The following is a 12,744-nucleotide window of genomic DNA, read 5'->3' on the forward strand; positions in this document are numbered from 1 at the left end:
CATCACTAATACAGCACTTTGTTGTTTAACTTTTACTCGCTTAGTTCAATTAGCTCTCTTGTTTAAAATATCTTACGCCTACACAAAATAGTTAACTTATTCAGTTTTTAATCACTGTTCATTATGGGTTTCAATAGTATTTGGTTGAAATTGATAAGGCATTGTATTTGCGTTTATCTCTGCTGATTATATTTTTAGGTTTTTTTGGCTTTGTGCCTTGTTTTTATTTTGATGTTATTTTCAATTCTCAGGGTTCCTGTGTATTTTGACGTTATTTTCACAAATGTAATTTATAGATTTTTTTGTGTTAATCTTTTTATTTCATTGCTATTTTCAATTGGTCTTTTTACTTCTCTAATCCACACACTTTCTGCTGTATAAAATTATTACACGAGCTAGCTCACAAAGAATTTTGCTTATTTATTTATCATATCTAAGAATTTTAAAATTAAGGGATGTTTAAATGAAAAAGCAACTTGTCACAGCCTTAGCTGCGCTTGTCGTGGCGCCAGCCATGTCGGCTACATCAGTCGATTTGGGCTATAAGGCGTACACCTCTGATACTAAATCCGATAATGGTGGTGCATACGATCAGCCTTTTGTGAAGTTAACTCATTTCAACAAGGCGGATTGGGGCACCTTACTGGCCTATGTGAAGTTAGAAAACCCAGGCGAAATCGAAGATGCTCAACAGGGCAAAGACGGTAAGCTGACAGTGAAGTCATTACTGGTGCTTGATAAGCAGATTGCTGAAAGTCAGTACAACTTTTGGGTCCAAAACTTCTTAGTCAGCAATCGTACTGTAATGGAAGATAACTTCTATTTGGGGGTCACGACTAATCGTAAGTATGGCGATTTGTTCATTAACGCGGGCTTAGGGGTGAACTATTCTGCGGCGCACTTTGATCCGACTGGGGCCAGTTTCGATGGCATAAGTGGTTACGCCGCCGTGATAAACGCACGTTACCCTTTTGCTTTTGCAGGACTAAAACATTCATTGTCCGTCAATTATGAAGGCCAAATCGACCGTGATGACGAGCATATGAGCACACTGGGTTATGACAGTTATGGCCATCAGATCATCACAACGCTTAAAACCAGCGTTACCGATTCTTTCTACACCAAGTTGCACCTTACTCATTTCGACAGCTGGGGCTCAGTGCCAAATGACGGTATCGAATATGGCGTTGCCCTTGGTTTTACTTTCTAGTATTGGTTTGGCTTAAAAAGGAATAAACAATGATTAAAAGAACGATTATCGCCAGTGCAATTGTAGCTCTGGTCATGGGATGCTCTACACAAGAGAGTCAACCTATAGTGAAAAGTGAAGGTGCTGCTTTTGGTAAGCACGGAGAGATCCAGGTCCAAACTGCTACTAAAGGTGGTCAGTTGGTCGATATTAGTGTCATTAAGCAAAATGAAAACAAAGTTTTAGCCGCCTCGGTATTTACCGAAATGAAAGATGCCATGCTTGCTAGCAACAGTACTCAGGTAGATGGCATCAGTGGTGCCACAATCACGAGTAATGCTTTTAAAGAGGCGGTTGAAGGCTCTCTTGCTGCTGCTGGCGTGACCTTGGTTGCGGGTATGGCTAAGGGTAATACCCAAGCAGATGAGCAGTTGGCCAGTGAGCAGAATTTTGATGTGGTAGTGATTGGTTCAGGAGGCGCAGGTTTTAGCGCGGCAATCACCGCTAAAAATGCCGGTGCCAATGTGGTTATCATCGAAAAAATGCCAACGGTAGGCGGTAACAGCTTAATCACGGGGGGGCAGATGAATGTGCCAGGCAATTGGGTGCAGAAGAAGATGGGTATTGAAGACAGTATCGAGTTATTTGTACAAGATACGCTTAAAGGGGGCGATTACCTTGGCGATCCTGAAATGGTGCAGATCTTAGCCGAGCAAGCCTTACCTGCTGCCGAGTGGTTAAGAGACTATATTAAGGTCGACTTTTACCCAGATCAGTTATTTCAATTCGGCGGTCACAGCGTTAAACGTGGTCTGATCCCACGTAATCATACGGGAGCAGAGTGGATCAGCAAGTTTATGGCAAAAACCGATGAGCTGCAGATCCCCATCCATACCCGTACTACCGCAAAGGCATTGATTAAAGATCAACAAGGTCGTGTGATAGGTGTTGAAGCAGAGAAAAATGGCCAGAAGATAACCTATAACGCCAAGCGTGGTGTGGTCATTGCAACTGGCGGTTTTGGGGCTAACGTGGCGATGCGTACCAAATATGTGCCTGAGCTAGATAGTCGTTATGGTACCACCAATGCGCGTGGGATCATGGGCGATGGCATTGTTATGGCCGAAAAGTTAAATGCTAAAACCCATAATATGGAGTCGATTCAGACTTATCCTATCTGTCATATCGATACTGGGGTGATCTCTTTAATTGCCGACTCTCGCTTCTTTGGCGCCATCGTGGTGAATAAAGAGGGCCATCGTTTTGTTGAAGAGTTAGAGCGTCGTGACGTTATCAGCCGTGCGATCCTTGCGCAAACTAATCAGCAGGCTTATGTACTGTGGGGCGCAGAGATCGAAGAAGTTGCCGATGTGGTTAGCGTACATAAAGATGAATTCGCTGAGCTTAACCGTAAAGGCATGATGTTTAAAGCTGACTCAATCGAAGAGTTAGCCGACAAATTCGGCGTCGATAAAAAAGCACTTATGGCACAAGTTGACCGTGTAAATCAGTTTGCTAAAGCAGGTGATGATAAGGAATTTAATCATCGTGGTGGCCTGAAAACGATTATGAAGCCACCTTTCTACATGCTAGTCGCCAAGCCTTCTGTACACCACACTATGGGTGGTTTGATGACAGATACTCATACCCGAGTGTTAGACACCCAAGGTAAGCCGATTGCAGGACTATTTGCTGCCGGTGAAGTGACAGGTATGACGCACGGATCGAACCGTCTTGGTGGTAACGCCATTACCGATATTACCGTATTTGGACGTATCGCAGGTCAAGAAGCTGCCGCGAAATAAGCGTTAGTGCAACAATATCATGCCGACCAGCCAGCTGGTCGGCATTTTTCATCCTCAATCATGAATGACTTAGCGGCACATTGACTCTGAGCTGATTGTTTTATCTCGTCACACCCTGTAATTATCACCGCCAGATGTCACTTTTATACGGCGTAAGCTTGTTGATCGCGACATATTTGATCGGCTTACTTCATGATTTAAATGACATTTAAGGCAATACTGCGAACCATTTTACAGCTATAGGCTCTGGCCGCTGCCGTATCTGCTACTGCGTTCATTGTACTGACCATGTTGAGTTAATTAGCTGGCGCGCAGTCAGAAGAAGCACTGTGCCGACTTGGTTATTGTTAACGTTTTACTGTTTTTAGCTATAGGAAGTGCACAGTTGTTGAATTTTAAAAAAGCATTAATCTCTTCATCAGTCATATTACTGGCGCTTAGCCTGTTGGTGTCTAATTGGCTGTCATATACCCATATTAGAGATCTCACCATTAACAGTGTTAATCAGAAAAGTATCGCTTTAGTGGATGCCGAGTCGAGTAAACTCAGCACTTGGTTTGACAGCCAAGTATTAGCGGTTACCTCAGTGGTCAATAATTATAAAAGCGGCTTGCCTCATCAAGATTTTGCTGCGGTTGCTCGGTTGGCACAAAGCGGCAGCCATCTGACCAATATCTGTTTAGGATTTGAATCCGGCATTGCGTACTCTTCTAATAGCGATCATGGCTGGACCGATGGGATTAGTCCCGCAGATTATGATCCGCGTCAACGCCCTTGGTACAAGCAGGGGCGTAGTGCTGATGGGTTAGACATTACCGATGTTTATCTGGATAAATTTACCGGTGAGCAGGGGGTTTCGATTGTCAGTGATTTAGGTGACGGTGCTATTTTTGGCAGTATCGAACTCTCAAGGTTACATTCAAGTGTTGCCAATATCGCCTTTCCTGGTGCAGTGGCTGTTATCACCGATGGCACAGGTAAAATCATGGCATCGAGTGCGACAGAATATCCAATCGGTCAGCATTTTTCGGCAATGGGGCTAGGTCAGGTTGAGCTGCAGATGTTGTCCAATCAGACCACACAGCAAGCATATCGATTTAATGGTATCGAAAAGTTAGCATTTTCTAAAGCGATTGAGTTGCTTAATGATAAGCGATGGTATCTGTTTATTGGGGTGGATAAATCGGTTGCGTATGCGGAGGTGGAAGACGCACTGCATGATGCCATTATGCTATCGCTGTTGGTGTTAGTCATGGCCATTTTGGCTTCCCTTGCCATATTAAAAATTCTCTATCGTCCTATCTTGGCGCTTAAAGAGATGGTGGAGGATCTGGCAATGGGTAATGGCGATCTAACCCGCCGCTTAACGGTCAATAGTGATGACGATCTTGGGCAGATCTCTGCCGGCATTAACCGCTTTATCGCTAAGCTGCAAGAGATGCTATTAGAGATAAAAAGCGCAGCAGCACATATCTCTCACAGCGCACAGTCGTTACAGGCACAGACTGATTCGAATGCAAAAATACTAGCCGCACATATTCAAGAAACGGATCAAGTGGTTACCGCTATTGAGGAGATGAATGCAACGGCACATGATGTTGCACAAAACGCCTCTGATACCGCCCAGTTTACTCAACATACCAATACACAAACGGCCAACGCCAGAGAGTGTGTCTCTGAGGCTAAGGCGACGGTTGCCCAGCTGATGTTAGAGGTCGATAACACCGCAACCGACATCGCCGCTATTGATAAGGATACCTTAAATATTACCCATGTTCTTAAGGTCATAGGGGATATTGCCGACCAAACTAATTTGTTGGCGTTAAATGCTGCCATTGAAGCGGCGCGAGCGGGAGAGCAGGGCAGAGGGTTTGCCGTGGTCGCCGATGAGGTGAGGGCGCTAGCCGCCAGAACACAGGCGAGTACCGCCGAAATTGAAACCACGCTGGCAAAATTGCGCCTCGGAGCCGACAATGCGATTTCGGCTATGCAAGTCACCAAGGACACCTGCCAAAAAACCACGCAGGCCACCGATTTAGTTGCCGATGATCTCGACATTATTGGCAATTCGGTAAGGCATATATCTGATCTGAATGCCCAAATAGCGACAGCTGCAGAGGAGCAAAGCTCTGTAGCGGCTGAAATCACGCGTAATATTGCTTCGATGAGTGAAATGGTTACCGCGTTAACCGCCAGTGGCGATGCCGCCGTGGCTGAAACCACGGAGTTAACGGCCGCACATGGCACGCTCAGCCAGTTAGTTGCGCAATTTAAACTGAGTTAATCCTAAAGCCTTAATCGATGCTTTCGGATTTATAGTCAGTGTGTAGCTGTAATCGACAAATCGGTGCGAAGAGCCTAACAAAGACAGTAATGTAATGAGCGTTTAAATGCACTGGCGGCTGGCCGTATTCCTTGCTCACTGGCAAGGTGGGTATAGATGGCGTTCAGGCTGCTTTTGCACAATTGATGACAAACCAGCATCACATTAAGGTGATCATCGAACCGTGGCGAAGTGGGGCGCTACACATGTTTGGCATAAACGGTGTTATAACGTCTTACTCTCATAAAATCAGCCTCCGAGCCTGCGCTTTGAGGCTGATTTTTTTAGGCGATATTGGGTGCCTACTCGGCCTGCCTTGGGGTTAATGACCAATGGCGTTAAGATGTTGGATCAGGTACATCCGCATTTCAGTTGGGGTTTGACTGACCCAAAAACCGCTCACATAGGCGATCAGTGGCAGCATAAATAGCAGCATGAATAACATGATGGTCAAACCCCGGGCGGATAGGGTAAAGCCATTTCGGGTACTTAAGTGCAGCGCCTCTTTCTTAGGACAGGCGCTGACACAACGCATGCAGGCTTGGCATTCGTCTGAGCGGATATGTTTTTGGGTGTGCACACTGATGGCCGCTGGGCAGGCGCGAGTGCATTTGTCGCAGCTCATCCCTTTAGATTCGATAAGGCAGTGCTGAGTGTTACGGCGTATTTTAAATGGGCTTAAAAAGCTCAGTAGTCCAAGAAGTGCACCATAGGGACAAATATAGCGACAAAAACCTTGTCGGCGCCAAGCGGCGAGCGCCAAAATAATCCCGAAGCAGATTAGGGTGACTACGCCTGGGGTGATAAAAAACAGCGCCATTTTTAGGTCGGCAATTTTATGGTAGTGACTGTTTAGGTATTGCGGTATCGATGCACTTGGCATGCTGAATATGATGTAAAAAAACCCGGCTAATAGAAGGTATTTAAGCATCCGTAGTGGCCAGTCTACCCATGCTGGTGGCAGAAATTCACGTTTGATGACGCGTTTTCTGAGTTTATACAGATATTCACCCGCCAAGCCCAGTGGGCAAGCCCAGCCACAAAAGGCCCGTTTACACAATAGCCCTGTCAGTAGTACTACGGTTAGCATCACAGCTGCAGCAGGGTGGTTTTGATCCCAAATGCCCAAACTTATAATGGCCTTTAGTTCGATCCCCCCCGCGATAGGTAAAAAGCCATCACCCACATCGGGGCGCATTAACCAAGGCGTTATGCCCATTTTTAGTAGGGCTGCATTAGCGGCAAACTGTAACCCCACCAGCAACATCGACAGTGCCAGCAGGTGTTGGCATACCTCTCTTAAGGTGTTGGCTCTCACAGTGCCTTTTATCAGCTCAGGGTGATAGCAGTTGGTGATAGCCAGCCCTATAGCGGCGATGAATAGCGCTAATAATAACGGCCAGTAAAGGGTGATTGCCAAGGCGCCAATGAGTAGGCCTCCCGTTAGCAGTGCCCCCCATTTTTTGCCGCTCCAATAGAGCAAGCTGATGCTATACATCAAGGCTAACATTAAGGTTACAGATTCGATTATGGTCATCGTGGAAATACCAAGTAATGGCTTGTATCTATAAGAGGAGAGAGCTTGATCTTAGTTCTTCTTCGCTATCGATAGTGTGGTGTGAATCGCGAAATTAAGCCCTTATATGCCTGGTTTGATGATCTGTATCTTAAAATGCAAGGCACAAAAAAGCCCTCTGTGATGAGGGCTTTTTGCGAAGGGGTGGCTATTTTGCGCCTTCGAGCGATTCGATAAACTGGGTCGACTCGGCTATCGATTTATTCATTTCGTTAATCAGGCTAGCAATATCGGTTTGCAGACTGGCAAACTCGCCCTTTATGGCGCCTATGGCTTGGGCATTAAGGTTATGCTTGAGATACAGCATATTATCTTTCATTGCCGTTAAAATAGGTGCCATTTTACCCTCGGCACGGCGCATAGTGCGCATCAGTTGGGTGTAAGAGCGTTGAGTTTCACGCAGCTTAGCCTCGCTATTGCGTCGAAGGCTGGCTTTACTTATCTCGCCAATCTCCGTTTGCCACTCATCAAATAGCGCTTCGGCGACATCTTCTACTTTATTGATACGACTGCTGACCTCGTCGGCGGCCTCTTGTGAGGCTTCGTACTCCTCCTTGGCCTTGTTGTAGGCGCTTTGTAGATCGCCGCCGTCATGGTTAAGCAGTGCCTGCATCTCTTCCAGAGCCGAGCTAAATTGTTCTTGCGCCTCTTGCTGCGACTCTTTGGCATCGCTCACTCGGTCGACCATGATGTCGCGTTTATGGTAACCCACTTTTTCCATAGCGCCGTAGTAGGCACTCTGGCAGCCACTGAGTAACAACACCGAGGTGATGATGGCTACAGATAGTCTGTTTTTCATCCTGAAAGTATCCTTGTGTGAGTTTAATAGGCCCTAAATTTGGCCGCATCGATAATGCTCCACAGGTGGGCGATACCGCCTATAATTGCCGGAACAATCAACCACCATAAAGCATAACCAACAATGGTGATGACGCAAAAGAGTAAGGCCGCCAAGATGCGCCCTTGCACTAATTGCCCCAACCCAGGGAAAAAGAAACTTGCGATAGCGGCAATCACATTGCCAGCAGAACCTTGTTGAGACATGAATTTATTCCTTACACTTGTATCTAGTGTCTTTAAACTTGTAATCTAGCTTACGCAGTTAACACGACTTGAATCAAGAGAATACCGTGATAAATAGAATCGATGTAAGCCTATTTCGTTCCATTATGCTGGGTATCTGGGCATTTATGATACATCTAAAGCAGCGTGTGGCGGAAGATCAGATCAACATGCGCGCCGGGCATTTGGCTTATGTGACCCTATTGTCTTTGGTGCCGATGGTGGCGGTAACCATGTCGATGCTGTCAGCCTTTCCCGTATTCAAAGGCATTAGAGTGCATATCGAGGCCTTTATTTACAATAATTTTATCCCTTCGGCAGGCGACAGCGTACAAACCTACATTAATGAATTTGTGGCTAATGCATCCAAAGGTACTGTGGTGGGGATCGGTGCCTTGGTGGTGGTGGCAATTTTACTGATCTCTAATATCGATAAATCCCTTAATGGCATTTGGCGCACCACAGAGCAGCGCCCATTTGCGGTCTCCTTGTCTATGTATTGGATGGTGCTGACCTTAGGCCCTGTATTGATGGGGGCGAGTTTAGTCGCGACCTCTTATGTAGTATCGCTGCAACTGTTTAATGATACCGAGTTTGGTGATGTGGTGCCTTGGTTGGTTGAGCGTTTACCCATGCTGTTTTCTGTCGCGACCTTTTTACTCATCTATATGGTGGTACCCAATACTAAGGTGAAGTTTTTTCACGCCTTATTAGGCGCGATTGCTGCCGCGTTGCTGTTTGAACTGGGCAAAAAAGGCTTTGCATTATACCTCACCGAATTTCCGGCCTATGAAGCCATTTATGGCGCGTTAGCCACTATACCCATTTTATTTGTATGGGTTTATCTGTCGTGGATCATAGTGTTGATTGGCGCCGAGATCACTGCCGCTATGCCTGAATATTTAGATAAACGCCTGTTATCACTCGATGATGGTGATGAGCCAGCTGCCGATGCCGTCAATCATGACGATAGTCATGCTAGCAGTAAGTCTAAAGAAAACGCCGCGAAATCATGAGCGTGTTCGATGCCTTTGGACTGATCCGCCAAGATTGGTTGGATGTCGGTGATGGTCATCAATTGTTTTTAGCCCAATATGGCGATGCCGATGGCATCCCTGTGCTTTATTTGCATGGTGGCCCTGGGGCGGGATGCAGCCTTGATGAGCTGGCTCTGTTTAGGGTGAAAGGTTTACGTATCTATATGTTAGATCAACGTGCTGCAGGGCGCTCTAAGCCTTATGGTCGCTTGGAAGGTAACGATCTTGTTAATTTGTTAACCGACATAGAAAAGGTCAGGCAATGGGCCGGAGTAGCGCGTTGGTGTCTACTGGGCGGTTCATTTGGGGCAACCTTAGGGTACTTATACAGTTGCATCTATCCGCAGCGAGTCTTGGCTCAGGTGTTATGGAGCCTGTTTATTCCATCGGCGGCTGGCATCGACTGGCTGTATGGTCGCCGTGGTGTAGCGCAGATCTTTTCGAGCCAATATCGCCAGTTTGTTCGCCGTGTCGATGATACCGACCAATTGCTGCAGCAATTTGAACAAGACTTTAATGACCAAGATAGCGAGATTAGGGATGAGGCGATTCAACGTTGGTTGGCCTGGGAACTGGCACTCGCCGCCCCAGGTATGAGTATCGATAATGTTGAACAAGGCCGAGTGTTGGCCCGTATCGAGTTACATTATGCTCGCCATGACTATTTTGGTGCTTACCCATTGATGCAACAAGTTGGCGCCTTATTACAATGCCCCACAGTGATTTTGCAAGGAGAGCTAGATTGGGTGTGCCCACAACGGTTAGTGGATGACTTTTTAAGCCAATTTGGCCCGCCTTTATTACGCTCTCGCCTAGTCAATAGCGGCCATCATACTCTTATCGATACCAGGATGCGTCAGGCGGTCAGCGATGCGGTTGGGCAAATGATCCGTTACATTAAACATCAATAAAAATATCGACAACTCGTGTTGAGGTGTTGGGCTAAGCCATAGTTAAGTGTCGCCCGCAGTGTCGTAATACAGACGTAGATAAGGAGAGTAAGGGTTGTGATAGCCTTAATTCAACGAGTAAAACAGGCTAAGGTCGAGGTGGCAGGGCAGACCATTGGCGCTATCGATCAAGGCCTATTAATTTTCCTTGGCGTAGAGCGCGAAGACGATATCGCTAAGATGGAAAAACTGGCCACTAAGGTGATGAACTACCGCGTATTTGCCGATGATAATGGCAAGATGAACCTCAATGTGCAGCAAGTGGATGGGAGTCTGCTGGTGGTATCGCAGTTTACTTTAGCTGCCGATACTGGTCGTGGTTTGCGCCCCAGTTTTTCAGGGGCGGGGACGCCTGAGCAAGCCAAGGGGCTGTATCACGCTTTTGTGGATTATTGTCGAACTCAAGGCATGGCGGTCGAAACGGGTGAATTTGCTGCTGATATGCAGGTCAGCTTGATCAATGACGGCCCAGTGACCTTTAATCTGCAGGTGTAGCCTATGCCCCTTAGGATGACAGAGCGATTAATACAATTGGGTGAGATCTGGCATAACACCATTCCGGTGAGTGAATTTATGCAGATAACGCCTGAGTCATACCATGATGACACCTTGAGTGTATCGGCTCCGTTAGCTCCGAACATCAATCTACATCACACTATGTTCGCCGGCAGCATCTATACCTTGATGACGTTGACTGGTTGGGGGGCGGTTTGGCTAAATCAGGGCCTGTGTCAGGTTGAGGGGGACATTGTATTGGCCAAGGCGGATATTCGTTATCTTGCCCCTGTTGGTGCAAAGCCTGTCGCTAAGGTGCGCTGGCCAGATGCTGATTTAAGTGGTTTAGCCAAGGGGCGTAAGGTCAAAGTGACCTTACAGGTTGCGCTTTATTGTGATGACAAGTGTTGTGCCCAGTTTGAGGGGACATATGTGAGTCTGCCACATTTACCCTTGGCATAACGATCGATCCATAGAGAAGGGTTGGCATTAAATAACAAAAAAGCCTCATTACTGAGGCTTTTTTACGTTTATCGATTTAGGCTAGTGCCAAATATTCGATGATTATCCTTTTGGATAAGGGTGAGCAACGCCCTTGTGACAATCAACACAAGTCTTACGCTTGTCAGCGTCTTTCTTGAAGTTCATGTCGTGCATTCTCTTAGCCATCTTCTTCATGGTTTCAGGCTGGTTTTCGTAAATACGAGTATGACAGTGGCGACAGTTCGCACTGTCGTTAGCGCGGAAATACTTAAGTGCAAGGTCTGCTTGTTCTTTACGGTTTTCATCCAACCACTCTTGCGTGTTAAAGCCATCGATAGTCAAGAAACCATAGAGGTCTTTAGACACGATGATCTTTTTAATTAGGTAATCGACCGGGCCGTGAGGTAAGTGACAGTCTTGACACTGCACCGTGACACCTGCGCTACCGCCGCCATGGGCAGAGGTCAATACTTCATCCTTGAGTGAATGATTGCTATGGCAAGACATACAGAATTCATCTGTACTGGTTGCATGTAATGTTTGTTGTGTCGCGAAATAACCCACAACACCGATGACAACACCGACCACAATTAGGGCTAGTATTGAGTATTTCGCGCTTGGTTTGAATAGTGCACGCCAGTTCATCGCTGTATCTCCAAATATAGTTGTTTTATCTAATATTTACTTCATCTCTGACACTGAGTATAACCAGAAGCAGACGGCGGATCTGGGTTTATAACTGTAAAATGAGAGCTAGCTCTAACTCTAATTTACATTAATGAGAATATCGTAATTTGATTAATATATATGCGTATTAGCTAAAGTTACTGCAAACTGAAGCATGTAGCAAGGTTGATAACACCTTTGTATTAAAGTGAAATTTGTTGCGGATGGTGTGCAATAAATTGAGTCTGTCGATGTGGTGGGATATTTTTGTGGCGCAGACGGAACCTATTGGCGGCTCTGCTGGTCTACTGCAGTACAGCTATTGCACCAAGTGCAATAGCAATAACCCAGTGTCGACGTCGATAAACCTATGGTGCTGAAAGGCATACAAAAAGGCAGGGTGTTACCGTTAGATATCTGGGTTGTTTGTCTAGAAATTGTGAATTCAATCAAGGTTGTTTAAAAATTTCGTGATAAACTACCGCCATCTCATTGTTAGGAAAGTTCATGCGTAACGTATTTCGTCGCCATACATTAGTTATCTTTACTCTGTTCGCTATGCTGGGACAGGTAATGCTATCTAATGGGTTTTCTATGGTGCCCAATGCGCATGCCCATGATTCATCCATGATGATGCAGATGAGCAATAGTGATGCATGTCATCCATCCGAAGCAGAGCGTCAAGCTCACTGCTGCGATGCCGAGCAAAATGTGCTTCCCGCGGCTCAGCATTGCTGTGAAGGCAATGGATATTGCAAGGGAGATTGTACTCACTGCTTAGTGATTTCGATGACAGGTACCCTATTTAGCGTTACGTCTTGGCCAGACTTTCGCGGCTCAGAATCTATCCTGGCTACTCAAATGCCTCATTTCCACTCCATCTCGTTAGGGTCAGAAATTAAACCTCCGATTGCGTAGCATCGTCGGCTATTACCGACACTTAATGTTACCTGCAATGTCAGGTCTAATTTTTAGCTTTTTATATATTTTTAGTCGTTAACTCCTGCTATGCGCATGGCGCTAGGTTAGGTGATCTCACACCACAATAAGTTGAATTGTGAGTGTGGTGCACTTTTCTGCCATAGTGTTATGCAGTTACGGGATGTTAACGGTGATTATTTTATATTTAGCCGCCAATTGCTTTAGCCATATTTGGCT

The 12,744-nt window shown here is 46.1% G+C and carries 12 protein-coding genes; 8 read left to right on the forward strand and 4 right to left on the reverse strand.

Annotation, left to right across the window (positions count from 1 at the left end; genetic code table 11):
• Nucleotides 1–463 precede the first annotated feature (463 nt).
• From DVO77_RS12210 to DVO77_RS12220, 3 genes are all read left to right on the forward strand, one after another.
• On the forward strand, nt 464–1,210 hold the full coding sequence (locus DVO77_RS12210; protein ID WP_110457633.1) for an outer membrane protein OmpK: 747 nt from the start codon (nt 464–466) through the stop codon (nt 1,208–1,210).
• A gap of 29 nt (nt 1,211–1,239) precedes the next feature.
• Nucleotides 1,240–2,994 (forward strand): flavocytochrome c, encoded by a 1,755-nt coding sequence (locus DVO77_RS12215; RefSeq protein WP_119978528.1) that lies wholly within the window; start codon nt 1,240–1,242, stop codon nt 2,992–2,994.
• A 385-nt stretch (nt 2,995–3,379) separates the two neighbouring features.
• The gene (locus DVO77_RS12220) at nt 3,380–5,278 is read left to right on the forward strand and encodes a methyl-accepting chemotaxis protein (RefSeq protein WP_308444034.1); all 1,899 of its coding nucleotides are present in this window, start codon (nt 3,380–3,382) and stop codon (nt 5,276–5,278) included.
• Nucleotides 5,279–5,639: 361 nt separating this feature from the next.
• Here DVO77_RS12220 and DVO77_RS12230 read toward each other — a convergent pair whose 3' ends face one another.
• From DVO77_RS12230 to DVO77_RS12240, 3 genes are all read right to left on the reverse strand, one after another.
• Nucleotides 5,640–6,854 (reverse strand): 4Fe-4S binding protein, encoded by a 1,215-nt coding sequence (locus tag DVO77_RS12230; protein WP_119978529.1) that lies wholly within the window; start codon nt 6,852–6,854, stop codon nt 5,640–5,642.
• 187 nt (nt 6,855–7,041) lie between these two features.
• On the reverse strand, nt 7,042–7,692 hold the full coding sequence (locus DVO77_RS12235; protein WP_119978530.1) for a DUF2959 domain-containing protein: 651 nt from the start codon (nt 7,690–7,692) through the stop codon (nt 7,042–7,044).
• A 23-nt stretch (nt 7,693–7,715) separates the two neighbouring features.
• Nucleotides 7,716–7,937 (reverse strand): hypothetical protein, encoded by a 222-nt coding sequence (locus DVO77_RS12240; protein ID WP_110457629.1) that lies wholly within the window; start codon nt 7,935–7,937, stop codon nt 7,716–7,718.
• Between the two features lie 86 nt (nt 7,938–8,023).
• Here DVO77_RS12240 and DVO77_RS12245 point away from each other — a divergent pair, with 86 nt between their 5' ends.
• The 4 genes from DVO77_RS12245 to DVO77_RS12260 all read left to right on the forward strand — a co-directional run bounded on the left by DVO77_RS12245 (nt 8,024) and on the right by DVO77_RS12260 (nt 10,899).
• On the forward strand, nt 8,024–8,971 hold the full coding sequence (locus DVO77_RS12245) for a virulence factor BrkB family protein (protein ID WP_249038170.1): 948 nt from the start codon (nt 8,024–8,026) through the stop codon (nt 8,969–8,971).
• On the forward strand, nt 8,968–9,903 hold the full coding sequence (locus DVO77_RS12250) for an alpha/beta fold hydrolase (RefSeq protein ID WP_119978532.1): 936 nt from the start codon (nt 8,968–8,970) through the stop codon (nt 9,901–9,903). Before DVO77_RS12245 ends, DVO77_RS12250 begins: the two co-directional genes overlap by 4 nt.
• A 96-nt stretch (nt 9,904–9,999) precedes the next feature.
• Nucleotides 10,000–10,437 (forward strand): D-aminoacyl-tRNA deacylase, encoded by a 438-nt coding sequence (dtd, locus tag DVO77_RS12255; protein ID WP_119978533.1) that lies wholly within the window; start codon nt 10,000–10,002, stop codon nt 10,435–10,437.
• Between the two features lie 15 nt (nt 10,438–10,452).
• Entirely contained in the window at nt 10,453–10,899 is a 447-nt protein-coding gene (locus DVO77_RS12260; protein ID WP_119978534.1) for a thioesterase domain-containing protein, read from the forward strand.
• A 102-nt stretch (nt 10,900–11,001) separates the two neighbouring features.
• Here the strand turns inward: DVO77_RS12260 and DVO77_RS12265 are convergent, their stop codons facing one another.
• The gene (locus tag DVO77_RS12265) at nt 11,002–11,565 is read right to left on the reverse strand and encodes a NapC/NirT family cytochrome c (protein WP_119978535.1); all 564 of its coding nucleotides are present in this window, start codon (nt 11,563–11,565) and stop codon (nt 11,002–11,004) included.
• A gap of 528 nt (nt 11,566–12,093) precedes the next feature.
• Between DVO77_RS12265 and DVO77_RS12270 the strand changes: the two genes are divergently transcribed.
• Nucleotides 12,094–12,504, forward strand: coding sequence for a hypothetical protein (locus DVO77_RS12270; protein ID WP_110457623.1), 411 nt, complete (start codon nt 12,094–12,096; stop codon nt 12,502–12,504).
• The last annotated feature ends 240 nt before the right edge of the window (nt 12,505–12,744 follow it).

Source organism: Shewanella algidipiscicola (assembly GCF_003605125.1).
GTDB lineage: Bacteria > Pseudomonadota > Gammaproteobacteria > Enterobacterales > Shewanellaceae > Shewanella > Shewanella algidipiscicola.

Bases quoted from the DNA above. Each gene is read 5' to 3' on its own strand.
- DVO77_RS12210 (WP_110457633.1), top strand. From the start codon at position 464: ATGAAAAAGCAACTTGTCACAGCCTTAGCTGCGCTTGTCGTGGCGCCA.
- DVO77_RS12215 (WP_119978528.1), top strand. From the start codon at position 1,240: ATGATTAAAAGAACGATTATCGCCAGTGCAATTGTAGCTCTGGTCATG.
- DVO77_RS12230 (WP_119978529.1), bottom strand. From the start codon at position 6,854: ATGACCATAATCGAATCTGTAACCTTAATGTTAGCCTTGATGTATAGC.
- DVO77_RS12235 (WP_119978530.1), bottom strand. From the start codon at position 7,692: ATGAAAAACAGACTATCTGTAGCCATCATCACCTCGGTGTTGTTACTC.
- DVO77_RS12240 (WP_110457629.1), bottom strand. From the start codon at position 7,937: ATGTCTCAACAAGGTTCTGCTGGCAATGTGATTGCCGCTATCGCAAGT.
- DVO77_RS12250 (WP_119978532.1), top strand. From the start codon at position 8,968: ATGAGCGTGTTCGATGCCTTTGGACTGATCCGCCAAGATTGGTTGGAT.
- DVO77_RS12260 (WP_119978534.1), top strand. From the start codon at position 10,453: ATGACAGAGCGATTAATACAATTGGGTGAGATCTGGCATAACACCATT.
- DVO77_RS12265 (WP_119978535.1), bottom strand. From the start codon at position 11,565: ATGAACTGGCGTGCACTATTCAAACCAAGCGCGAAATACTCAATACTA.
- DVO77_RS12270 (WP_110457623.1), top strand. From the start codon at position 12,094: ATGCGTAACGTATTTCGTCGCCATACATTAGTTATCTTTACTCTGTTC.